The following is a 23,542-nucleotide window of genomic DNA, read 5'->3' as shown; positions in this document are numbered from 1 at the left end:
AGTGAAATTACAAGTGTGCTGCTCCGGGCGAGTCAAGCCGAGATCTGCTATTGGACCCGTTATTCACTCTGCAGAACCAAGGCCATACAGAAAGTGTTCAAATCACCCTAAACCTTGACACCCAGAAGGGATCCACGGGACCTTCCGACCCCGTACAGACCCTCGCACGGAGAAGGACGCCCAGGAGTTCGATCTCGTTCCGACCGATTCCGGCACGCGTTCCGGGGCGAGCCGGATCACGGTCGGATCACGGGATCGCAACGAGGTTTCGCGCGCCCGGATGTGCGCCATGTGTCCTGGCACCCCACAGAGCAAACCTTTCGTCATGCAGATGAACCGGATGAGGTGAAACATCTCCCCCCTTTCGGTCATGAAGTTGACAGTGAGGGGTGTGAGCCGCTTGCCTTGTGGGCATGCTCGCGAACTCGGCACTCGCCCCGACCCGCTCCGCCGGGTCCCTCGGTGCTGCCCGCGCTCGCTGTCTGTGTCGCTGTCTCTGTAGCTGTCGCCGCTTCGGCTGTTGAGCCTTTCGCGCTCCCGCCGTCCCTGAGCCCGACACGACCCGGTCGTTCCTGAACCGCACCCGGTGCGGCCCCGGCCGACGTCGTCACCCACCCCTCCGGAGTACGACCGCTCTCGTACCTCGTACGGGTGTCCTGTGCCGTATCTCTCTCCGCCGCCTCTTCAGCCGAGGAAACACCACCCCATGAACAGCGACAGCGACCTCCAGATCGCCGGCGACATCCTCGAAGTCCCGCACCTGCTCCAGCCGCCGCGTGAACACCCCGCCACCGTGGCCGAGTTCGTCGGTCTCGCACGCGCGGTCACCGCCGACCGCGCCCAGTGGGAGCACCTCGTCCGCTACGACGCCACGACCCGCTGGTATCACCGGCTGCGCACCGGCCCGGGCTACGAGGTGTGGCTGCTGTCGTGGCTGCCGGGCCAGGGCAGCGGGCGCCATGACCACGGCCGCTCCTCCGGCGTCCTGACCGTCCTCGCGGGCACGCTCACCGAGCACACCGTGCGGGGCACGCGCGCGCTGGGGCCGGGAGCGCAGAAGGTGTTCGCGCCGGGGTATGTGCACGAGGTCGTCAACGACGCGCTGGAGCCCGCGGTCACCCTGCACGTCTACTTCCCGGGCCTCACCGAGATGCCCATGCACCCGGCGGCCCCGCACTGCGAGGCACGCACGGCCTCCGCGACCGTGTGACGCGTTGTCGTACCCGCCTGCAAGACTTGCTCCCATGCGGATTGTGGTTCTGGCAGGCGGCATCGGTGGTGCGCGGTTCCTGCGCGGTCTGAGGAAGGCCGTGCCGGACGCGGACGTCACCGTCATCGGCAACACCGGCGACGACATCCACCTGTTCGGGCTGAAGGTCTGCCCGGATCTCGACACGGTGATGTACACGCTCGGCGGCGGCATCAACGAGGAGCAGGGCTGGGGCAGGGCCGACGAGACCTTCCATCTCAAGGAGGAACTCGGGGCGTACGGTGTCGGGCCGGAGTGGTTCGGGCTCGGCGACCGGGACTTCGCGACACACATCGTGCGGACGCAGATGATCGGCGCCGGTTATCCGCTCAGCGCGGTGACCGAGGCGCTGTGCGACCGCTGGCAGCCGGGGGTGCGGCTCATCCCCATGACCGACGACCGCGTCGAGACGCATGTGGCGGTCGAGGTCGACGGGGAGCGCAAGGCGGTGCACTTCCAGGAGTACTGGGTACGGCTGCGCGCCTCCGTGCCCGCCGAGGTGGTCGTGCCCGTCGGCGCAGACCAGGCCAAGCCGGCGCCGGGCGTCCTGGAGGCGATCGCAGAGGCCGACGTCGTCCTCTTCCCGCCCTCCAACCCGGTCGTGTCGATCGGCACGATCCTGGCGGTGCCGGGCATCCGCGAGGCGATCGCGGAGGCCGGGGTGCCGGTCGTCGGGCTCTCCCCCATCGTCGGGGACGCGCCCGTGCGGGGCATGGCCGACAAGGTCCTCGCGGCGGTCGGCGTGGAGTCCACGGCCGCGGCGGTCGCCGAGCACTACGGCTCCGGCCTGCTCGACGGCTGGCTCGTGGACACCGTGGACGCGGGCACGGTGGAGCGCGTCGAGGCGGCCGGGATCCGCTGCCGCGCCGTACCGCTGATGATGACCGACGTCGACGCGGCGGCACGCATGGCCGGCGAGGCGCTTGCGCTGGCGGAGGAGGTGCGAGGCGCGTGAGCGGGGCGTCTTCCGAGGGGCGGGAGGCTCCCGGCGGCGGGGCCGTGCAGGGGACCTCGGCCCGGGGCGCCGCGGCGGACGGCGGGTTTCGGGTGTGGGCCCCGGAGGGGATGCCCGAGGTGGTTCCGGGGGACGATCTCGCCAAGCTGATCGCCGCCGCCGAGCCCGGGTTCATGGACGGCGACGTCGTTCTCGTCACCTCGAAGATCGTGTCCAAGGCGGAGGGCCGGATCGTCGAGGCCGCCGACCGGGAGGCCGCGATCGACGCGGAGACCGTGCGTGTGGTCGCGCGGCGCGGGCCGCTGCGCATCGTGGAGAACCGGCAGGGCCTCGTCATGGCCGCCGCCGGGGTCGATGCCTCCAACACTCCCGCCGGGACCGTGCTGTTGCTGCCCGAGGACCCCGACGCCTCCGCGCGCGTGATCCGCGCAGGGCTGCTGGACACCCTCGGCGTCGATGTCGGTGTCGTCGTCACCGACACCTTCGGGCGTCCCTGGCGCGCGGGGCTCACCGATGTCGCCATCGGCGCCGCCGGTGTGCGCGTCCTCGACGATCTGCGCGGAAGCACGGACGCGCACGGCAACTCGCTCGCCGCGACCGTCGTCGCCACCGCCGACGAACTCGCCGCCGCGGGCGACCTCGTCAAGGGCAAGGCCGCCGGGCGGCCCGTCGCCGTCGTACGGGGGCTGCCCCATACGGTGGCCGAGGACGACGGGCCCGGGGCGCGGGCCCTGGTGCGCGACGCGCGCGCCGACATGTTCCGGCTCGGCACCTCCGAGGCCGTACGGGAGGCGGTCACCCAGCGGCGTACCATCCGGTCCTTCACCGACGAACCCGTCGACCCCGGCACGGTGCGGCGGGCGGTCGCCGCGGCCGTGACCGCACCCGCGCCGCACCACACCACGCCGTGGCGTTTCGTGCTCCTCGAATCGCCCGAGGCCCGGCTGCGGCTGCTCGACGCCATGCGCGACGCGTGGATCGCCGATCTGCGGCGCGACGGCAAGAGCGAGGAGTCCATCGCCAAGCGGGTGCGGCGCGGTGACGTGCTGCGCGACGCGCCGTATCTGGTGGTGCCGTGCCTCGTCATGGGCGGCTCCCACCATTATGGGGACGCGCGGCGGGACGGTGCGGAGCGGGAGATGTTCGTCGTCGCGGCGGGTGCCGGGGTGCAGAACTTCCTGGTCGCGCTCGCCGGGGAACGGCTGGGCTCGGCGTGGGTGTCGTCGACCATGTTCTGCCGGGACGTGGTGCGGGAGGTGCTGGGGCTGCCGGACGACTGGGATCCGATGGGGGCGGTGGCGGTCGGGCATCCGGCGGAATCGCCCCGGGTGCGGGGGGTGCGGGATGCCGGGGGGTTCATCGAGGTGCGGTGAGGCGAGGCGAGGGCGGGGTGGGAGCTGATTTTGGGTTCATGCCCGGGCTCGTGGCTGGGGGCGTCTCGCCGTTCTTGGGCTCGCCTACGCTTTAACCTCCTCCTACAACCGCCTCCTCCTTTTACATCTGGCTACCTCTGGGGTGTCATCCGTGGCTGGTCGCTTCGCACCTCGGTCCACGCGTACGACCGTGCGCGGCGGGCATGTCGGCGTACCCGCCGCGCCTGTGGTGTCCGGTGGGGTGCCCCGGCAGGGCGGTGCGCAGCCGCCCGAGCGGGTGCGGACGTTCGTGCCCGAGGGGGCGCTCGATCTCGGTCTTGTGCTCGGGCCGTTGCGGCGCGGGCCCGCCGATCCGACCTTCCGGGTCATGCCCGACGGCTCCGTCTGGCGGGCCTGTCGTACGCCTGCCGGGCCCGGCACGCTGCGGGTCTCGTGCTACGCCGGTGAGGTGCGCGGCGAGGCGTGGGGGCCGGGGGCCGAGTGGCTGCTCGACGGGCTGCCGGAACTGCTCGGCGCCGCCGACGATCCCGACGCGTTCGTGCCCCGGCACAAGGTGCTGGCGCTGGCGCGGCACCGGCGGCCGGGGTTGCGGCTGACGCGGACCGGGCTGGTGCTGGAATCGCTGATCCCGTCGATTCTGGAGCAGAAGGTCACGACCGACGAGGCGTACCGGGCCTGGCGGCTGCTGGTGCGGAAGTTCGGGGAGCCCGCGCCGGGGCCTGCGGCGGGCGGGCGGTTGTGGGTGATGCCGTCGGCTCGGACGTGGGCGCTCGTTCCGTCCTGGGAGTGGCATCGGGCCGGTGTCGACAACAAGCGGGCCTCCACTGTGCTGCGGGCCGTGCGGGTCGCTGCGCGGCTGGAGGAGGCGGCTTCCATGGCGCCCTCTGCTGCGCAGGCCCGGCTGGAGGTGGTGCCGGGGATCGGGCCGTGGACGTCTGCGGAGACGGTGCAGCGGGCGCTGGGGGCGGCGGATGCGGTGACCGTGGGGGATCTGCATCTGCCGGGGATCGTGGGGTGGGCGCTGGCGGGCGACCGGTATGCGGATGACTCCGTGATGCTGGAGTTGCTCGCGCCGTATGCCGGGCAGCGGCATCGGGCGGCTCGGTTGATTCTGCTCAGCGGGCGTGTGCCGGCGCGGCGGGCTCCTCGGATGCCTCGGGGTGACATCGGGCGGTTTTGAATCCTCTCCCGGCTGAAGCAGGGAGATTCCTGGCTCACGCTGCTCGGCCGCTCAGCGAGCGATCAAGTCTTCCGCGATCAACACCAGCCGGGTTGAAACCAGCCCGGGGTCTTGAAAAAAGTTCAAGAAGGCTGCGCGTGCTTGGTTCTCGCACCGCGCCGACGCCACGATAGCCGGTCGTGCAGTCAGTGATCCGCCAACGGGGGGGCGAATCACCGTTCCGGTGACGGGCGTCGGCCTCGGCGGGGGCGGGTGTTTTGCCCCCGCCGCCCCTTCCCGTTCCCGTCCCCGGGGGGCTCCGCCCCCGGCCCCCCGGACCTTCGCCCACCCGCCACCCGACTCGGTCGGCTGGAGGGTGGGCGACTCGCGGCGCGGGTGGGTACCTGCCCAGGGCCGGTGCTACTGGTCCGAGGAGAAGCGCACCGCTCCCGCCGGGATCCGGGCGTCGCACCAGATTCTGGCGCCCTCCCTCAGTTCGTTGTCCGCGCCGATGACCGCGCCGTCTCCGATCACCGTGCCCGTCAGGACGGACCGTTCGCCCACACGGGCCCGGGTGCCGATCAGGGAGTCGGTGATGACCGCCCCCGGCTCGATCACCGCCCCCGGCAGGATGGTGCTGCCGAAGACCCGCGCGCCCTCGGCCACGAAGGCGCCCTCCCCCACCACCGTGCCCCCCGTGAGCTTGGCGTCGGGTGCCACCCTGGCCGTCGGGAGGATCAGGCGGTCGCCGCAGCGGCCCGGCACCGCCGGGGACGGGGCTCGGCCGAGGACCAGGTCGGCGGAGCCGCGCACGAAGGCCGCCGGGGTGCCGAGGTCCAGCCAGTAGGTGGAGTCGACCATGCCCTGGAGGTGGGCTCCGGCGGAGAGGAGGTCGGGGAAGGTCTCGCGTTCGACGGAGACGGGGCGGCCCTGCGGGATCGTGTCGATCACCGAGCGGCGGAAGACGTACGCGCCCGCGTTGATCTGGTCCGTGATGATCTCTTCGGGCGTCTGCGGTTTTTCGAGGAAGGCGAGGACCCGGCCCGTCTCGTCCGTGGGGACCAGGCCGTAGGCACGCGGGTCGGTCACCTGCGTCAGGTGCAGCGACACGTCCGCGCCCGCCGTCTCGTGCGTGGCGACCAGGCGGCGGATGTCCAGGCCGGTGAGGATGTCACCGTTGAAGACCAGCACCGGGTCGTCGGGGCCCGAGTGGAGCCGGGCGGCCACGTTGCGGATGGCGCCGCCCGTGCCGAGGGGCTCGTCCTCCGTGACGTACTCGATGTGCAGCCCGAGCGACGAGCCGTCGCCGAAGAACGGCTCGAAGATCTCCGCTAGGTAGCTCGTCGCGAGGACGATGTGCTCCACGCCCGCCGCCCGCGCCCGTGCCAGCTGATGGGTGAGGAACGGGACTCCCGCCGCCCTGACCATCGGCTTGGGTGTGTGCACCGTGAGCGGGCGCAGCCGAGTGCCCTTGCCGCCGACCAGGAGGATCGCTTCTGTCACCTGTCGTCTCTGCTTCCTGCCGGGACCGGCCGAACTGTCCGTCGGCCGGCCAGTGTATGCAGACCGTTCGAGCGCGCCTTCGACGGTGTGGCGGGGTCCCGTGCGGTGACCCGTATGGCGTCCATGGTTTCCCCCCTTGGCGTCACGGCGTCCCCTCTGTTCTCCGGCCGCCCCCGACGGTGCTCCGAACGCGCCCGGCCTCAGCGCCCCTGGTCCTCGGCGGCGCTGGAACGGGCGGTGCCGAGCTCGCCGTAGAGCAGTCGCCCGGGGCAGTCGGTCCGGAACCCGTCGCGGTGACCGGAGATCACGTTCAGTCGTACGTTCTTTCCTTTTCGGTACAGATTCCCACCGCCGGACTTCAGATATGTGCTTCCGCGCGGATCGACCCCGTAAAGACCGAGTTTCCACGCGGTGAGCCGCGCGACGGCCCGGACCGCCGCGGCGGGCGGCGCGGAGCGGCTGAACGTGCCGATCACCGCGATCCCCATGCTGTCGGTGTTGAACCCGCGGGTGTGGGCGCCCATGACCGGTTTCGTCACTCCCCCGGCGCGGCCCTCGTAGATGTTTCCGCACTTGTCGACGAGGAAGTTGTAGCCGATGTCCCGCCAGCCGCTGCTGACCACGTGGTAGCGGTAGATACTGCGGATGACGGACGGGGCCTGCGAGCAGCGGTAGGTGTTGCCGGACGCCGTGTGATGCACGAAGGCCGCCTTGATCCGCTTGGTGTAGACGAACCCTTTCTCCCGCAGTTTCTCGTTCGCGCCCCAGCCGCGCCGGGTGATGATGCGCGGGCGCGGGCCGATGTACGGCTCAGCGGCGGGAGCCGCGGGGGCAGCAGATGCGGCGGGAGCGGCGGATGCGGCCGTGGTGTCGTCAGCGGATCCGTCCCCGCCCGGCCCGATACCGGTGCCCAGGCCCAGGCTCCTCGCCTCGCGTTCGGTCTGCTGTCTGGTCAGGGCCGGGAGGGCGTCAGGGGCTGCCGCGGCTGCCCGGTGGGCGGTGCTGCTGCCGCGGACGGGTGTGCGGGGTGGGGCGTCGTCGTCGCCCGGGTCCACCAGGTCCAGGCGCAGGCCCGCGGGGAGCGGGGCGGCAGCCGTTTCGGAGGAGTCCCGCGCCGCGGCGGGTACGACGCGTGCCGCCACGCCGTCCGAGTCGCCCACCCACAGCGGGGCCGTGGAGCCGTGGGTCCGGCCCCCTGCGCTCTCGGGGGCGTCCGGGTCGGCGCCGTGCTCCTCGTTGTGGGTCTCGACGTCCTGCCAGCCGGTCCACTGCCCCGAGCCGGTGGCCCGGGTGCGGACCTGGACGCGGCCCTCCAGTTCGGCGCCCGGGTCGTCCCAGACGACGCCCACGAGGGAGAAGCGGCGTACGTCCGGGCGGTACAGGGCCGCCTCCCGGGCCGCGCCGCCGATGCTGCCCCGGCCGGGCGCGGCGGGAGGCAGCGGCAGCGACTGGGTGCTGCCAGGGACGTCGCCCGCACCCCCGGGACCGTCGGCGGCCGGCCCTGCCGCCGAGGCGGGTGCGGCCGGTGGCAGGGCGAGGGCCGCCGCGCAGGCGACTCCGATGGAGGAAGCAATCAATCCACGCATAACGGAGATGTTGCGCATAGTCATATATGTCTGTCCATCGGGGACCTGACGGAGCGTCTGTTCCCGTTCCGCCGAACCGGTGGCCCCGCCATGCGGTGCACGCCGAGGGCCCGGCGTACCCTTGCCCGGGTGAATGCGACCGACCGCACCCCTGCCGACCTGCTGCGTTCCGCGCTCGCCGCGGACCCGGGACGCCCCCTGGTGACGTTCTACGACGACGCCACGGGCGAACGGGTCGAACTGTCCGTGGCCACCTTCGCCAATTGGGTGGCGAAGACGGCCAATCTGCTCCAGGACGACCTCGGCGCCGGGCCCGGCGACCGGGTGGCCCTGCTGCTGCCCGCGCACTGGCAGACCGCGGTGTGGCTGCTGGCGTGCTCCTCCGTCGGGGTCGTCGCGGATCTGGGCGCCGATCCGGCCGCCGCCGATCTGGTGGTCAGCGGGCCGGACACGCTGGAGGAGGCACGGGCCTGCCCCGGTGAGCGGGTGGCCATGGCGCTGCGCCCGCTGGGCGGCCGGTTCCCGCAGCCGCCGGCCGGCTTCACGGACTACGCCGTCGAGGTGCCGGGCCAGGGCGACCGGTTCGCGCCGTACGCGCCGGTCGATCCGGACGAGCCCGCGCTGAGTGTGGCCGGGGCCGAGCTCGGCGGGGCGGAACTCGTGGCGCGGGCACTGGCCGACGCGCCCGGCCTCGGGCTGACCGGACCCGGCTCGCGGCTGCTGTCGGGGCTGCCGTACGACACCTGGGAGGGCGTCAGCGCCGGCCTGTACGCACCCCTGGCGGCCGGGGGGTCCGTGGTGCTGTGCCGACACCTGGCCCGCCTCGACGACGACGCACTGGCGAAGCGGATCGAGAGCGAACGGGTCACGGCCACGGCCACCGGCCGCTGATCATTGCCGATCATTACTGGCCATTCGGACATTAATGGAAGTTTTCGGGACGGAAACGGCAATTAATGACCGAATTGGAGAAATTCCGATTCAGTGCCAGCTACGCCCACGCCATGGCCCTTACCGAGCCCCCACAACGCCCCGGCAATGCCCGGCAACGCCCCCGCCGCGCCCCGCCATGCCCCCGCTATGCCCCTGCTATGCCTCCGCCATGCCCTTCCGGTGTCCACTTTGCCCGATCGTGCCGCTATCCGGAACCCCACGACGGAGCTGCGGTTCGCACCCGGACGCGCCCCGGCGGCTCCCCGGACTGAGTCGTGGGTCACTTCCGGGTAAAGCCAGGGCCAAGGCAATGGAGTTTCCTTCAGGAGAATGAGGCGGATTGCACACTTGTAGGGACTGCGAATTTGCCGCCGGCGTCGCTTGGTGCCGTTTCTGGCGGATAGTGTGAGCCGATCCGGTGCACCCGGCCCAGGTCCGACCTGGGGTCGCGCACTGTTTGTACGAGACCCGAGCGCCTTGGTGGGGGGAAGGCGCCGCGTGGCCCCGACGGAGGATTCGGACAACCGTGGACGCGCAAAGCCGTGGGCGGGCGGACAACATCGACCCCGCAGACCAGTGGGTACTCAATCCGGACACCGGCGAATACGAACTGCGACTGCCATCTTCCGCTCCGCAGTCGACCGTTCCCCAGCCGCGCAGGTCCGCCCCGCGCAAAGCCTCCGGCGGCGGCTCGGCGCGAGGTGGTAAGCCGGCGCCTGAAGCGCCGGGGCGTGACGTTCCGCCTCAGCGGCGGCGCAGGAACTCGCCCGAGGAGCCCCCGCCGGGGCGCCGCTCGCGCAAGCCGGTGAAAAAGAAGTCGAAGGCGAAGAAGGTGCTGCTGTGGACCGGCGGGTCCATGGCGTTCGTCCTGGTCGCCGTGTCGGCCGCCGGGTACCTCTACATCAAGCACCTCAACGACAACATCACGTCCGTCCCCGACGACGGCGCCGGCACCGGTGGCTTCAGCAAGGACAAGGCGATCAACATCCTGCTGATCGGCACCGACAAACGCACCGGCAAGGGCAACGAGGGCTACGGCGACAAGGGCAGCGTCGGCCACGCCGATACCAACATCCTGCTGCACGTCTCCAAGGACCGCTCCAACGCGACCGCGCTGAGCATCCCTCGCGACCTGATCGTGGACGTCCCGGACTGCCCGACCACGCAGTCCGACGGCACCAAGAAGAACATCCCGGGCACCTCGAACGTCCGCTTCAACACCAGCCTCGGGCAGGACGGCCGTACGCCCTCCTGCACCATGCGCACGGTCACGAAGCTGACCGGCATCACACCGGACGACTTCATGGTCGCCGACTTCAACGCGGTCAAGTCGCTGACCACGGCGGTCGGCGGCGTGGACGTGTGTCTGGGCAAGGACATCAACGACAAGGACTCGCATCTCAACCTGAAGAAGGGCATACAGCACATCTCGGGCGAGAACGCGCTGGCGTTCGTGCGCACCCGGCACTCCGTCGGCTTCGGCGGCGACCTGAGCCGGATCCAGCTCCAGCAGCAGTTCCTGAGCGCGCTGATGCGCAAGCTGAAGTCCAACTCCACGCTCACCGACCCGACGAAGATGTTCGACGTCGCGGAGGCCGCCACCAAGGCACTCACTGTCGACTCGAAGATCAACAGCATCGGCAAGCTGAAGGACCTCGGTCTGGAGCTGGGCAAGCTCAACCCGAAGAACCTGACCTTCACCACCGTCCCGGTGAAGGACAACCCGGCGGAGAAGGTCCCCGTGACCGTCGTGCTCGAGGAGACGAAGGCCCCCCAGGTGTTCGCCGCCATCAAGGGCGACGTCTCCTTCAGCGACGTCAAGAAGAAGGCGAAGGCGGCCAAGGACGCCGCCGCCGACCGGCTCAAGGGCACCAAGTCCGCCGCCTCCGAGGTGCGGGTGCGCATCCTCAACGGCGGTGCCGTCGCGGGCTCCGCACAGGCCACTCTTAACTGGCTGCAGAATGATGAGGGCGTGACGAAGTCGGAGAACGACGGCAACGCACCGGCCACGCTCAGCAAGACCACGCTCGAATACGCGCCCGATCAGGCAGATCAGGCACGCAGGCTCGCCGCCATCATGGGGCTGTCCGGCTCCGCGATGAAGCCGGGCAAGAGCGTGACCAACTCCCAGGGACTGCCGACGATGACGCTGACCCTGGGCAAGGATTTCAAGGGCGCGGGCGTCTCGCTGACCACTCCGACCAAGGCACCGGATGTCCAGAAGTCCACAGCGGACAAAGTCGAGTGCGCCAAGTAACGACTCAGGGGTAACCCTTCTGGTCCGTCCCGCGTCTAACCGGACGCGGGACGGACCCGTGTCGGGCGCCGGGTGTGGGAGGGGCAGGCAAGTTGGCACGAAGCAGCGTGCGGGGGGAGGTGCCGGCGGTCGAGGACACGATGTCCCTGACACCGCAGGGCGCCGATGACGAGCCGCCGGTGGGCGGCCGCGGTCACGGCCGCGGCCAGGGCGGGGACGACGACACGGAGACCGGTGGTCGCAAGCCGCGCAGACGAAGAGTGCTGCGCTGGTCGGCGTCGGTACTGGCGGTGGTGATACTGGGCACCGCGGGTGCCGGATATCTCTACTACCAGCACCTCAACGACAACCTCAAAAAGGGCGCCCTGAACCTCGGCGACAAGAAGGACAGGGCGGCGGTGTCGAAGGCCAACGCCGCCGGCCAGACCCCGCTGAACATCCTGCTCATAGGCTCCGACGCCCGTGACAGCAAAGAGAACCAGAAGCTCGGCGGCGCCAAGGACACCTTCGGCTCCGCACCCCGCGCCGACGTCCAGATGCTGGTGCACCTCTCGGCGGACCGTACCAACATGTCGGTGATCAGCATGCCGCGCGACACCCTGGTGCAGATACCCAAGTGCACCGACCCGGCCACCGGCAAGGTGTACGCGGCGAGCACCTCCCTGGCGATGACCAACGACTCGCTCGGCCGCGGCGGCCCCGGGTGCACGGTGGCCACCTGGGAGAAACTGACCGACATTCACATCGACCACTTCATGATGGTCGACTTCGCGGGCGTGGTCTCCATGGCGGACGCCATCGGCGGCGTCCCGGTGTGCGTGGACGCCAACATCTACTCGCACACCTCCACCGGCCACGGCTCCGGTCTGAAGCTGAAGAAGGGCACCACTTCCGTCAAGGGGATCCAGGCCCTCCAGTGGCTGCGCACCCGGTACGGCTTCGAGGACGACACCGACATAGCGCGCACCAAGGCGCAGCACATGTACATGAACTCGATGGTGCGTCAGCTGCGCGAGAACGCCACGCTGAGCAACCCGGGCGAACTGCGCTCCCTCGCCGAGACGGCCACCAAGGCCCTCACGGTCGACGACGGCCTCGGCACGGTGGCCAAGCTCTACGACCTCAGCAAGGAACTGAAGAAGGTCCCCACCGGCCGTATCACCATGACGACGATGCCGTGGGAGTACTCCACGACCAGCAGCGGCCGGGTGGTGCCCAAGCCGGTCGACGCGGCGAAGCTGTTCCGGCTGGTGCGCGAGGACATCGCGCTGGACGGCAAGGACAAGAAGAAGACCGCGAGCGCGACGCCGACGGCGGCGGCCTCCGACCCGGCGGCGGCCGACGACCAGATCGCCGTACAGGTGCAGAACGGCACGCAGAGCAGCAGCGAGGCGGCCGTGTCGGGCCGGGCCCGCACCATCGCCGAACTCCTCGACTCCAAGGGCTTCACCAAGGCGGTCGCGGACTCCTCGGCCCTGCTCAGCGAGGACAAGACGGTCGTGCGCTACCCGAGCGCGGATCTCCAGGGCGACGCCCAGCGGGTCGCCAAGGCGCTCGGCATCCCCACCAGCCATGTGAAGAAGTCGACGGACGTGTCCGGGGTCACCCTGGTCGTCGGCGCCGACTGGCGCTCCGGCACGAAGTACAAGGCGGCGACCGAGGACGACACGACACCGACCTCGGCGGACGTCCTCAACGGCTCGGACACCAAGGCCTGTATGCACGTGGACCCGAACTACGTCTGGTAGTCCGGGTCCGGTGGTGCGGCAGTGGTTGCGTCGGTAGTACGGCGGTGGCGCATCGGTGCCGCTGCGGTGCTCAGCTCGCGCTGAGCACCGCGGGGCGGCGGGAGGCGATGACCCTCTTCGCCAGGGAGCGGGGGCTGGTCAGGAAGCCGAAGCCCCACGACATGTGCATGGTGGCGAGGGCAACGGGGATCTGGAGCCGCGCCTTCAGCGGCAGACCGCGGCCCGTCGGCAACGAGCCGAGGGCGATCGCCGCGAGATAACCGCCGGGCACCACCAGGGCCCACGGCGTCAGCGCGACGCCCGCCACGATCCCGGCTGCTATCACGCACACCGCGACGGGCGGGGCGAGATAGCGCAGGTTGATGGAGCCCTCGTGGTAGCGGGCCACGACGTGCCGCCAACGGCCGTAGTCCTTGTACTGCTTGGCCAGCGCCCGCACGCTCGGGCGCGGCCGGTACGACACCCTCAGCTCGGGCGAGAACCAGATCAGCCCGCCCGCCTCACGGATGCGGAAGTTCAGCTCCCAGTCCTGGGCGCGGATGAACTCCTCGTTGTAGCCGCCCTGCTGCTCCAGCGCCGCGCGCCGGAAGACACCGAGGTAGACGGTGTCGGCGGCACCGGCCTTGCCACCCGTGTGGAAGGAGGCGTTGCCGACGCCGATCTTCGAGGTCATGGCGGCGGCGACCGCGTGCTCCCAGTCGTTCTCACCCTCGGCGTGCATGATGCCGCCGACGTTCTCCGCGCCGGTCTCGTCCAGCAGCCGTACGGCGGTGGTGATGTAGTCCGGTGACAGCAGGCCGTGGCCGTCGACACGCACCACCACCGGATGGCGGGAGGCTTTGATCGCGGCGTTCAGCGCGGCGGGCGTGCGGCCGGTGGGATTGGGGACGGTGTGCACTCGGGGGTCCTCGGCCACGAGTTCGGCGGCGATCTCGTCCGTGCGGTCCGTGGACGGACCGAGGGCGATCACGACCTCCATCTCGCCACCGTACTCCTGAGCGAGGATCGCTTGGACGGCCCCGCGCAGATGCCGCTCCTCGTTGAGGACGGGCATGATCACAGACACGGCGGGGAGCCGCACGTCGGGCATGGCGTTCATAGGACGCTCACGTTACCGCGAACGGGGGACACCGGTGCGCGCCGCCCGGGTGGTGCTGCAGGCCGAAGGTCGTATGGGCCTACGGTGCTCACGGATCCCACGTACGGCCCTCGCGGAGGTGTCCCTTGCCCACGCCGCCCCGCTCCCCCGCCCGCAGGCCCACGGCCTCCCGCGGGGTGGGCGCACCACCGCGACCGCCGCGGCCCACGCACCCGCAGCGCCGCCCCCAGCCCCCGCCGCCCCGCCGGCCGCCCGCCGAAGCGGTCCGGCGCCGCCCGCGCTGGGCCGTGCGGGCGGTCACCACCCTCTCGGTGGTGGTGCTCGCCTCCGCCGGGATCGGCCACACGGTGATGACGGGCCTCGACTCGGGCATCACCCGGATCGACCCCTTCAAGGACATGAAGAACCGCCCGCGCGCCGGGCACGGCATGAACGTGCTGCTTGTCGGCACCGACAGCCGGGACCGGATCAGCGAGGCGCAGCGGCGCAGCTACCACCTGGGCGGCGCACCCTGCCACTGCACCGACACGATCATGATCGTGCACATCTCGGAGGACCGGGAGCGGGCCAGTGTGGTGAGCCTGCCACGCGACTCCTACGCCGTGGTCCCCGCGACCGCCGGCCGCCCAGCACACCCCGTCAAGCTCAACGCGGCGTACGCGGAGGGCGGCCCGAACCTCACCGTGCGCACGGTCGAGGACATGACCCACGTCAAGATCGACCACTATCTGGAGGTCGACTTCACCAGCTTCATGAAGACGGTCGACGTCCTCGGCGGCGTGAAGATCTGCACCACCCGGCCGCTGATCGACTCCTACACCGGCCTGGACCTGGCGCCCGGCTCGCACACCCTGATGGGCGGTCAGGCACTCCAGTACGTCCGCGCACGGCACGTCGACGGCGCGAGCGACCTCGGCAGGATGCAGCGTCAGCAGCACTTCCTGGCCTCGCTGATCGAGCAGGCCACCTCCTCCGGGGTGCTGCTGAACCCGCTGCGCTTCCGGGACGTCGTACGAGCGGTGCTCGGCTCGGTACGCGCCGACAAGGGCCTCGGGACCGGCGAACTCCTCGACCTGGGGCGCGCGATGCGGAACTTCTCGCCGTCCTCCTCCGAGTTCACCACCGTGCCCATCGGGCAGTTGGGCTACCCGGTCAAGGGCCTCGGCTCGACGGTGAAGTGGGACCCGGTCAAGTCGGCCCGGCTGTTCCAGGCGCTGCGCGAGGACGAACCACTCGCGGTCGAGAAGACGCCCGCGAAGGCGGCCGGAGCCGGGAAGCAGGACGGGACGAGTACGACCGCCGCCCCGCCCGCGCACGCCGAGCGGGTCGACGTCCCCCCGCAGCAGATCCACGTCCAGGTCGAGAACGGCACGGCTACGGCGGGGCTCGGCAGCCGGGTGGACGCTGCGCTGGCTTCCACCGGGTTTCTGACCACGCACCGGCCGGTCAATGCGGCGGAGCGTTCGGTACGGCGCACGGTGGTCCTCTACGACCCCCGCTGGGACCGCTCCGCGCGGTCCCTGGCCGCGGCGCTTCCTGGCAGCGAGCTGCGCCCTTCGAAGGGCCAGGGGCCGGTTCTGAAGGTGATCGCCGGTACGGATTTCACCGAGGTGCACAGGGTCCGGGCGGATGTGCCCGCGGAGAGCGGGTCGGGTGTCGTGACGGGGGACGAGGTGGTATGCCCGGACAAGGCGTAGCACGAACACCGGTGACCGCTGTGGCATGCAGCAGTACAACCCCCTAAGGGGCGCGGGGCTGTATCGAAAACGCGGCTCCGCCGCGGGGCGCGACCAGCCACAACGGCGCCGCAGCCGAATACCTGCAAGCCCGGCGCAAGCCAGAGCGCGGCGCCAGCCGGAGTGACGTCAGTCCTCGATCCCCTCGGCGGCACGCCGCTCACGGAGTTCCAGAATCGCCCGCCGCCGCGCCAGCCGGTGGGTGTGGCGGATCTGCGCCTCCTGGCTCCGCCGCCGGTCCTTCTCCGTCTCCGGGATCACCGGCGGGACGCGACGCGGCTTGCCGTCGGCGTCGACCGCGGCGAAGACCAGATAGGCCGAGCCGACCTTCACCGGCGGGGTGGACTCGTTCCAGCGCTCGGCCAGTACCCGCACCCCGATCTCCATGGAGGTGCGGCCGGTCCAGTTGACCTGTGCCTTGACGTGGACGAGGTCTCCGACGCGGACCGGTTCCAGGAAGTCCATCTCGTCCATGGACGCGGTGACGGCGGGACCGCCGCTGTGCCGGCCGGCCACCGCGCCCGCGGCGTCGTCGACAAGCTTCATGATCACACCACCGTGCACCGTCCCCAGCAGGTTGGTGTCGTTGTGGGTCATGATGTGGCTCAGGGTGGTGCGGGACGCTGAGATCAACTTGCCCGGGATGTCTGCTATATCCGGGGTGTCTGAATCCATGGCGCTGGCCTGGTCTGTCATGCGGTCCACCATAAGCGAGTCGGCATTCGGGGACTTTGTGTCGGGTTCGCAACAGCCGTGCCCCTGTTTGTCGCCGACCCTTGTGAAGGACATAGCCCGGCACTGCACACTAAGGCCCATGAACGATTGGCCCGAGGGATGGTCCGACGACAGCCGCGGCAACAGCTACGGACGCGGCAGCGCGAACGCGCAGCCCGAAAGTGCGCGTGTGATGCGGCAGGTCCGCCGCGGCCAGGCGGCACCGCCCGGCCAGGGCGGCGGCTACGGCCCGCCGCAGGGCGCGACACCGTACAACCCCGGCGTCCCGGAACAGCCGACCTATATAGACGGCCAGGGCTACGGCGGCCAGGACGGCTACGGCGGCAACGCCCCGGGCAACGGTTACGACAGCGGTTACAACACCGGCCAGGTCTACGGCGGCGGTGGCGGCGGTGGCTACGGCTCCGACGACAATGACCAGGCGGTCGGCCGGCCCCGGCCGAACTGGCGGCGCCGTATCAAATGGACCGCCATCACCGTGGTCAGCGTTCTGGTCGTCACCTCCGTGGCGACCTATTTCTGGGCCGACTCCAAGCTGCACCGCGACGTCGACCTCTCCAAGGTCATCGACCGCCCCGATGCCGGCAAGGGCACCAACTACCTGATCGTCGGCTCCGACAGCCGTGCCGGTCTGTCCGCCGCGGACAAGAAGAAGCTGCACACCGGGTCCGCGCCGGGCCAGCGCACAGACTCGATGATGATCCTGCACGTTGGCGACAACGGCGACACGCTGGTCTCGCTGCCGCGCGACTCGGACGTGGAGATCCCGTCGTACGTCGGCTCGACCTCGGGCAAGAAGTACAAGAGCACCGGCCGCCACACCAAGCTGAACGCGGCGTACGCCGAGGACGGCCCGACCCTGCTGGTGCGCGCGGTCGAGTACAACACCGGACTGCACATCGACCACTACGTGGAGATCGGCTTCGCCGGTTTCGCGAACATCGTGGACGCGGTCGGCGGCGTCACCATCGACATCGACAAGGGCTTCAAGGACAAGTACTCCGGCGCCGACTTCAAGTCGGGCAAGCAGACCCTGAACGGTGACCAGGCCCTGGCCTTCGTCCGCACCCGGCACGCCTTCGCGGCGTCCGACCTCCAGCGCACCAAGAACCAGCAGAAGTTCCTCTCGGCGCTGGCCCACCAGGTGGCCACCCCCTCCACCGTGCTCAACCCGTTCAAGCTGTACCCCACCATGGGGGCCGGACTTGACTCGCTGATCGTGGACAAGGACATGGGTCTGTGGGACCTGGCGTCCATGTTCTGGGCGATGAAGGGTGTCTCCGGCGGCGACGGCACGTCGATGAACATGCCCATCTCGGGCTCGACGGGCGGCAATCTCGTCTGGGACAAGGCTAAGGTCAAGACCCTGGTGAACGAGTTGCAGAACGACGAGAAGGTCACGGTGTCGAGTGGCTGAACCGGCAAGTGACAGACCGCCCTTCGACGCGGTGCTGTGTGATGTGGACAACGTGGTGCGCACCTTCGACTCGTCCGGTGTGACGGCTCTGGAACGGGCCGCCGGACTGGCCGAGGGCACCACGGCGAAGATCGGTTTCGCCCCGGAGACCGTCCTGCCGGCGCTGCGGGGCGAGATCACCCCGCAGGAGTGGGTGGCGGCCATCGCGGAGGGCCTGGCGGGTCTTCTGGAGGACGAGACGGCTGCCTGGGAGCTAGGCAGCGCGCTGCTGGAGTCCCCGTTCCGGGCGGACGAGACCGTGGTGGCGCTGCTGCGCCGGGCACGGATACGGGTGCCGGTGGTCCTGGTCAGCAATGCGATGCTGGGCCTGGAGGCCGACCTCGACTCGCTCGGCCTGAGCGACCTCGCCGACGACGTCGTCAACAGCGCCCGCGTCGGCATCGCCAAGCCCGACCCGCGCATCTTTCATCTCGCGGCGGCCCGTGCGGGGGTACGGCCGCAGCGGTGCCTGTTCGTGGACGACGCCCCGGAGAACGTCGAGGCGGCCACGGCGGTCGGCATGCGGGCGGTGCGCTACCGCGGCCCGACAGACCTGGAAGAGGCCCTGCGCCCCCTCTTCTGAGACCGCCGCAGGTTCCGCCTCTTCTGACACCGCCTGACGCCGCCACAGGACCTGTGCGCAGGACCTGTGCGCAGGACCCGTACGGTCCCGCCGGTCCCGCGCACGACCGAGGGCACCCCGGACGGCGCACAACACCACCAGGATGCCCTCGTCGATCACACCACCGTGGTCGTCACCGACGTCACATGGCGGCGCCCGCCATCGCACGGCAGGACTCGGCGCAGCGGCGACACGCCTCGGCGCAGCGCATCATCTGCGGATCGTCCGGCATGGTCATACACGCCTGCGCGCACATGTCGCAGGCCCTGGCGCACATCGCGCACATCTCCGCCGACATCGGGGAGCGGCGCATCATCATGTCGGCGCACATACGGGTCATCTCGGAGCAGTCGATCAGCGCACGCATGATCTGCATCTGGGCCTGGCCGCCGCCGCTCATCTGCATGCAGGAGCTCATCGTCTCCTCGCACACGGTGTGGCAGGACATGCAGGCCTCGATGCAGCTCTGCATCGCCTTGGACATGGCAGGCATGGTTCCCGACTGGGTCATGGCTCCTCCTCGAAGGGAGTGGGACCCGTGGACGGGCCCCGCGTGCCTTCCGTCCTACGCCAGCCGGGCAAGAGCCGCCATCCGGACGAACGCCGCCGATACGTCGTACAGGCCGCGTGCCGTACGAACCCTGACGTATCCCCCGCTATCACCGGCTCAAGTCCCCCTTGAGCCATCGGAGTGACCGCCGACACACCCGCGCCCGTCCGCCCACCTGGCGCCGGTTTCACCGGGAGGGCGCCCCGGCCGGTACGCCCTCCCGGTGAAACCGGCGGCCAACTGCCCTGCCGCTACGGCAGATTGCGCGCCATCACTATCCGCTGGACCTGATTCGTGCCCTCATAGATCTGGGTGATCTTCGCGTCGCGCATCATGCGCTCGACCGGGTAGTCGCGGGTGTAGCCGTAGCCGCCGAGGAGCTGGACGGCGTCCGTGGTGACCTCCATGGCGACGTCCGAGGCGAAGCACTTGGCGGCGGCGCCCTGGAAGGTGAGGTCGTTTTCCCGCCCGCCGACGGCGACGCGCTCGGACTTCGCGGCGGCCGCGTAGGTGAGCTGGCGGGCGGCCTCGATCTTCATGGCCATGTCGGCGAGCATGAACTGGACGCCCTGGAAGTCGGCGATCGGCTTGCCGAACTGCCTGCGTTCCTGGACATAGCCCTTGGCGTAGTCGAACGCGCCCTGGGCGACACCGAGGGCCTGGGCGGCGATGGTGATGCGGGTGTGGTCCAGGGTCTTCATCGCGGTGGCGAAGCCGGTGCCCTCCTCGCCGATCATGCGGTCGGCGGGGATGCGGACGTCGTCGAAGTAGACCTCGCGGGTCGGGGAGCCCTTGATGCCGAGCTTCTTCTCCGGGGCGCCGAAGGAGACACCCTCGTCGGACTTCTCGACGACGAAGGCGGAGATGCCCCGGGAGCGCCGGGCGGGGTCGGTCACGGCCATCACCGTGTAGTACTCGCTGACGCCCGCGTTGGTGATCCAGCGCTTCACACCGTTGAGGACCCAGTGGTCGCCGTCGCGCACCGCCTTGGTCGTCATACCGGCCGCGTCGGAGCCCGCCTCCGGCTCGGAGAGGCAGTACGAGAACATGACGTCGCCCTTGGCCAGCGGCACCAGGTACCTCTTCTTCAGGTCCTCGGAGCCGGACAGGATCACCGGGAGCGAACCCAGCTTGTTGACGGCCGGGATGAGGGAGGAGGAGACGCAGCCGCGGGCCACCTCCTCGATCACGATCACCGTGGCGAGCGCGTCGGCGCCCGCGCCGCCGTACTCCTCGGGCACATGGACGGCGTGCAGGTCGCCCGCGACGAGCGCGTCCAGCGCCTCCTGCGGGAAGCGGGCCTCCTCGTCCACGGCGGCGGCGTAGGGCGAGATTTTCGCCTCGACGAGCGCGCGGACTGCGTCACGGAGCATGTCGTGTTCTTCGGACGGGCGGTACAGGTCGAAGTCAGCCGTTCCGGCCAAGGTCTCTCACGCTCCAGTCGCGGTGGTGCCGACGCTAATTACCGTTAAGTAACCAGGATTCTAGAGCCCCGGTTGCCACGCGCCTAGGTGAGCTGGGCGACAGCCGGGAAGCCGCGCGCTCAGGTGTGCCCGCAGACCGGGGATATGCTCGGGCAGCGCATCGGATGACGTACCGTTCTGGAGCACTTATGAGCCTCAAGATCACTGTGATCGGCACCGGCTACCTCGGGGCGACACATGCCGCCGCCATGGCCGAGCTGGGCTTCGAGGTGCTCGCGATCGACGTGGTCGCCGAGAAGCTGGAACTGCTCGCGCGCGGCGAGACCCCGATGTACGAGCCCGGGCTCGACGACCTGCTGAGGAAGCACGTGGCCGGACTCGAGGGTTCCTCGGGGCGGCTGCGGTTCACCCAGGACTGGGCCGCGATCGGTGAGTTCGGTGATGTGCACTTCGTGTGCGTGAACACCCCGCAGCGGCGCGGCGAGTACGCCGCCGACATGTCGTACGTGGAGTCCGCGTTCGCCTCCCTCGCCCCGCATCTGTCCGGACCGGCCCTGGTGGTCGGCAAGTCCACCGTCCCCGTCGGCTCCGCCGACCGGCTCGCCGCCTACCTCGCCGAGCACGCGCCCGCGGGAGCCGACGCCGAACTGGCCTGGAACCCGGAGTTCCTTCGGGAGGGCTTCGCCGTCGACGACACCCTGCACCCCGACCGGATCGTGATCGGCGTACGCAGCGAGCGTGCCGAGAAGCTGCTCCGCGAGGTGTACGCCACCCCGGTCGCCGAGGGCTCGCCGTTCGTCGTCACCGACTTCCCGACCGCGGAGCTGGTGAAGACCTCCGCCAACTCCTTCCTCGCCACGAAGATCTCCTTCATCAACGCCATGGCCGAGGTCTGCGAGGCCGCGGGCGGCGACGTGGCCAAGCTGGCCGAGGCCATCGGCCACGACGACCGGATCGGGAAGAAGTTCCTGCGCGCCGGCATCGGCTTCGGCGGCGGCTGTCTGCCCAAGGACATCCGGGCGTTCATGGCGCGCGCCGGTGAGCTGGGCGCGGACCAGGCACTGACCTTCCTGCGCGAGATCGACTCCATCAACATGCGTCAGCGCGGTCAGATGGTGGAGCTCACGCGGCAGGCGGTGGGCGGCGGTTCCTTCCTGGGCAAGCATGTCGCGGTGCTCGGCGCCACCTTCAAGCCCGACTCGGACGACGTCCGTGACTCGCCCGCGCTGAACGTCGCCGGGCAGATACACCTCCAGGGCGGCCAGGTGACGGTGTACGACCCGAAGGGCATGGAGAACGCCCGCCGGGTCTTCCCGACGCTGGGCTACGCCGACTCGGCGCTGGAGGCCGTACGGGGCGCCGATGTCGTACTGCACCTGACGGAGTGGCGCGAGTTCCGGGAGCTGGACCCGGCGGCGCTCGGCGAGGTCGCGGCGGCGCGGGTCGTGCTGGACGGGCGCAACGCCCTGGACTCGGAGCTGTGGCGCCGGGCGGGCTGGAGCTACCGGGCGATGGGCCGCCCCACCGCGTAGGGCCTGTCCGGCGGATCAGCCGGAGACGCGTACGGCGGACAGCGGCCGGCAGGCGTGAGCAGGTGACTCCGGTTCGGCCGAGGCTCAGTCGGCCGAACCGGAGTCACGCTGCATTCTGCACCACTACGGCCCCGCTCCGTCGCCGAACCGCCCGCTCCCGCGTCACGCTTCTTTCGCCCGGTACCGCCGCATCTTCTGGCGCGCCCCGCACACCTGCATCGAGCACCAGCGGCTGCGGCCCGCGGGGCTGCGGTCGTAGTACGCCCACTGGCAGGTCACGGCCTCGCACGCCTTGAGCCGGGTCCAGGTGCCCGCGACCAGCCCCTCGGCCACGGCGGCGGCGACCCGGGAGAGCAGCGGGCCGGTGTCGGCGGCGGCGAGGCGCGCGGAGCCGTCGTGCTCGTCGACCGTGACCAGCAGCGGGGCGCCCGCCAGCAGCTCGCCGAGCGGGGTCACCGGGCGGTGCGGGGCGTGTCCGGCGTGGGCGAGCAGCGCGGCGCGCAGCGACTCGCGCAGTTCGCGGGCGGCGGGGAGGGCGTCCTGGGGGATGCCGAAGAGGGCCCGGCCGTCGGCCGTGTCGAGCGAGTCGGCGCCGGACTCGATGTCGAGTGTGTTCACCAGGGACTCGACGAGGGCCAGGCCCCCGGGCGCGGGCGGTCTCTCACTCATGGCCGTGACGCTACCTTTCGACGCCTTTCGAGAATCCCCTTGCGACGTTACCTCCAGTGGGGACCATCAGGTAACCGTTACCGGTTTCCGGCTCATGCAGGTAACTCACCGATCGTTCGATGATTCGATGAATCGATGATTCACCGAGGAGGAAGTCATGGCTCTCGCCAAGCTGGGCGTCGTCGTCCTGGACTGTCCCGACCCGCTCGCCCTCGCCGGTTTCTACGCCGGGGTGCTGGGCGGCACCGTGGAGGGCGAGGGAGACTGGGTGGACCTGAAGGTGCCGGGCGGTCAGTCGCTGGCCTTCCAGGCCGCACCGGGACACGTACCGCCGAAGTGGCCCGCGCCGGACGCCTCGCAGCAGTTCCATCTGGACCTGACCGTGGAGGACCTGGACGTGGCGGAGAAGGGCGTCCTGGCGCTGGGCGCCCGCCCGCTGGACACGGACGACCGCAGCCGCGGCTGGCGGGTCTACGCGGACCCGGCGGGGCATCCGTTCTGCCTGTGCGCCGGCTGACCCACGCACCTGGAGGTCCGATGCCCGCCGTGGCCCGTTTCCGCTCCGTGGTGATCGACTGCCCCGACCCGCTCGCCCTGGCCACCTTCTACGCGGGGCTGCTGGGCGGCACGCCCCGCGTGCAGGACGAGGACTGGGTGGTCCTGGAGACACCGGGCGTGCCACGGCTGGCCTTCAACCGCGAGCCGGGCTACCGGCCCCCGTCCTGGCCCCGAGCGGGCACGGACGCGCAGCAGTTCCACCTGGACCTGAACGCGGGCGCGACCTGGGCGGCGGTGGACGATGCCCAGGAGCGGGCGTTGGCGCTGGGCGCCGTCCCGCTGGACGTGGACAACGAACAGGATGACGACCCGGACCGCGACTATCGGGTGTTCAGAGACCCGGCGGGGCATCCGTTCTGCCTGTGCCGCATCGACCAGCGGTGACGAACAGGGGGCCT

Annotated in this window: 20 protein-coding genes; 13 read left to right on the top strand and 7 right to left on the bottom strand. The window is 70.5% G+C overall.

The window, feature by feature from the left end; all coding sequences use genetic code 11:
• Positions 1-706: 706 nt before the first annotated feature.
• From ACSYGN_RS24480 to ACSYGN_RS24465, 4 genes are all read left to right on the top strand, one after another.
• On the top strand, positions 707-1,210 hold the full coding sequence (locus ACSYGN_RS24480; protein WP_460399078.1) for a cysteine dioxygenase: 504 nt from the start codon (positions 707-709) through the stop codon (positions 1,208-1,210).
• Positions 1,211-1,244: 34 nt separating this feature from the next.
• Complete coding sequence (cofD, locus tag ACSYGN_RS24475) at positions 1,245-2,204, top strand: 2-phospho-L-lactate transferase (RefSeq protein ID WP_460399076.1); 960 nt, start codon at positions 1,245-1,247, stop codon at positions 2,202-2,204.
• A 110-nt stretch (positions 2,205-2,314) separates the two neighbouring features.
• On the top strand, positions 2,315-3,577 hold the full coding sequence (locus ACSYGN_RS24470) for a coenzyme F420-0:L-glutamate ligase (protein WP_460403703.1): 1,263 nt from the start codon (positions 2,315-2,317) through the stop codon (positions 3,575-3,577).
• A gap of 151 nt (positions 3,578-3,728) precedes the next feature.
• Positions 3,729-4,757 (top strand): DNA-3-methyladenine glycosylase family protein, encoded by a 1,029-nt coding sequence (locus ACSYGN_RS24465; protein WP_460399074.1) that lies wholly within the window; start codon positions 3,729-3,731, stop codon positions 4,755-4,757.
• A gap of 399 nt (positions 4,758-5,156) precedes the next feature.
• Here ACSYGN_RS24465 and manB read toward each other — a convergent pair whose 3' ends face one another.
• Both manB and ACSYGN_RS24455 read right to left on the bottom strand, forming a co-directional pair.
• The gene (gene manB, locus ACSYGN_RS24460) at positions 5,157-6,239 is read right to left on the bottom strand and encodes a mannose-1-phosphate guanylyltransferase (protein WP_460399071.1); all 1,083 of its coding nucleotides are present in this window, start codon (positions 6,237-6,239) and stop codon (positions 5,157-5,159) included.
• 200 nt (positions 6,240-6,439) lie between these two features.
• Positions 6,440-7,825 carry a peptidoglycan recognition protein family protein gene (locus ACSYGN_RS24455; protein WP_460399069.1) on the bottom strand — a complete coding sequence of 462 codons (1,386 nt, stop codon included), beginning with the start codon at positions 7,823-7,825 and terminating at the stop codon, positions 6,440-6,442.
• Between the two features lie 129 nt (positions 7,826-7,954).
• On the opposite strand from ACSYGN_RS24455, the gene ACSYGN_RS24450 reads away from it, so the two are divergent.
• The 3 genes from ACSYGN_RS24450 (at position 7,955) to ACSYGN_RS24440 (ending at position 12,763) form a co-directional block, all read left to right on the top strand.
• Positions 7,955-8,716 carry a TIGR03089 family protein gene (locus ACSYGN_RS24450; RefSeq protein ID WP_460399067.1) on the top strand — a complete coding sequence of 254 codons (762 nt, stop codon included), beginning with the start codon at positions 7,955-7,957 and terminating at the stop codon, positions 8,714-8,716.
• 568 nt (positions 8,717-9,284) lie between these two features.
• Positions 9,285-11,015, top strand: coding sequence for an LCP family protein (locus ACSYGN_RS24445; RefSeq protein ID WP_460399065.1), 1,731 nt, complete (start codon positions 9,285-9,287; stop codon positions 11,013-11,015).
• 140 nt (positions 11,016-11,155) lie between these two features.
• Positions 11,156-12,763 (top strand): LCP family protein, encoded by a 1,608-nt coding sequence (locus tag ACSYGN_RS24440; RefSeq protein WP_460403701.1) that lies wholly within the window; start codon positions 11,156-11,158, stop codon positions 12,761-12,763.
• Positions 12,764-12,833: 70 nt separating this feature from the next.
• Here the strand turns inward: ACSYGN_RS24440 and ACSYGN_RS24435 are convergent, their stop codons facing one another.
• Positions 12,834-13,862 (bottom strand): glycosyltransferase family 2 protein, encoded by a 1,029-nt coding sequence (locus tag ACSYGN_RS24435; RefSeq protein WP_460399063.1) that lies wholly within the window; start codon positions 13,860-13,862, stop codon positions 12,834-12,836.
• A 125-nt stretch (positions 13,863-13,987) separates the two neighbouring features.
• On the opposite strand from ACSYGN_RS24435, the gene ACSYGN_RS24430 reads away from it, so the two are divergent.
• Positions 13,988-15,559 (top strand): LCP family protein, encoded by a 1,572-nt coding sequence (locus tag ACSYGN_RS24430; protein ID WP_460399061.1) that lies wholly within the window; start codon positions 13,988-13,990, stop codon positions 15,557-15,559.
• A 168-nt stretch (positions 15,560-15,727) separates the two neighbouring features.
• Here the strand turns inward: ACSYGN_RS24430 and ACSYGN_RS24425 are convergent, their stop codons facing one another.
• On the bottom strand, positions 15,728-16,294 hold the full coding sequence (locus tag ACSYGN_RS24425; protein WP_460399059.1) for an acyl-CoA thioesterase: 567 nt from the start codon (positions 16,292-16,294) through the stop codon (positions 15,728-15,730).
• 118 nt (positions 16,295-16,412) lie between these two features.
• Between ACSYGN_RS24425 and ACSYGN_RS24420 the strand changes: the two genes are divergently transcribed.
• Complete coding sequence (locus ACSYGN_RS24420) at positions 16,413-17,750, top strand: LCP family protein (RefSeq protein WP_460399057.1); 1,338 nt, start codon at positions 16,413-16,415, stop codon at positions 17,748-17,750.
• Positions 17,743-18,372, top strand: a complete 630-nt coding sequence (locus ACSYGN_RS24415; protein WP_460399055.1) for an HAD family hydrolase — start codon at positions 17,743-17,745, stop codon at positions 18,370-18,372. The genes ACSYGN_RS24420 and ACSYGN_RS24415 overlap by 8 nt, the downstream gene beginning before the upstream one ends.
• A gap of 181 nt (positions 18,373-18,553) precedes the next feature.
• Here ACSYGN_RS24415 and ACSYGN_RS24410 read toward each other — a convergent pair whose 3' ends face one another.
• On the bottom strand, positions 18,554-18,922 hold the full coding sequence (locus ACSYGN_RS24410; RefSeq protein ID WP_460399052.1) for a four-helix bundle copper-binding protein: 369 nt from the start codon (positions 18,920-18,922) through the stop codon (positions 18,554-18,556).
• A 290-nt stretch (positions 18,923-19,212) separates the two neighbouring features.
• Positions 19,213-20,385, bottom strand: a complete 1,173-nt coding sequence (locus tag ACSYGN_RS24405) for an acyl-CoA dehydrogenase family protein (RefSeq protein ID WP_460399050.1) — start codon at positions 20,383-20,385, stop codon at positions 19,213-19,215.
• A 188-nt stretch (positions 20,386-20,573) separates the two neighbouring features.
• Between ACSYGN_RS24405 and ACSYGN_RS24400 the strand changes: the two genes are divergently transcribed.
• Entirely contained in the window at positions 20,574-21,917 is a 1,344-nt protein-coding gene (locus ACSYGN_RS24400; RefSeq protein WP_460399048.1) for a UDP-glucose dehydrogenase family protein, read from the top strand.
• A 162-nt stretch (positions 21,918-22,079) separates the two neighbouring features.
• On the opposite strand, the gene ACSYGN_RS24395 is transcribed toward ACSYGN_RS24400, so the two are convergent.
• Positions 22,080-22,586 carry a CGNR zinc finger domain-containing protein gene (locus ACSYGN_RS24395; RefSeq protein WP_460399046.1) on the bottom strand — a complete coding sequence of 169 codons (507 nt, stop codon included), beginning with the start codon at positions 22,584-22,586 and terminating at the stop codon, positions 22,080-22,082.
• Between the two features lie 157 nt (positions 22,587-22,743).
• On the opposite strand from ACSYGN_RS24395, the gene ACSYGN_RS24390 reads away from it, so the two are divergent.
• A complete protein-coding gene (locus ACSYGN_RS24390) occupies positions 22,744-23,103 on the top strand; it encodes a VOC family protein (RefSeq protein WP_460399044.1) in 360 nt (119 codons plus the stop codon).
• A 20-nt stretch (positions 23,104-23,123) separates the two neighbouring features.
• Entirely contained in the window at positions 23,124-23,528 is a 405-nt protein-coding gene (locus ACSYGN_RS24385; protein WP_460399042.1) for a VOC family protein, read from the top strand.
• Positions 23,529-23,542: the final 14 nt, after the last annotated feature.

The sequence above is a fragment of the Streptomyces sp. YIM S03343 genome (assembly GCF_054729195.1).
Note: the sequence above shows the minus strand (reverse complement) of the source record. Positions and strands in the feature narration are given on the sequence as shown.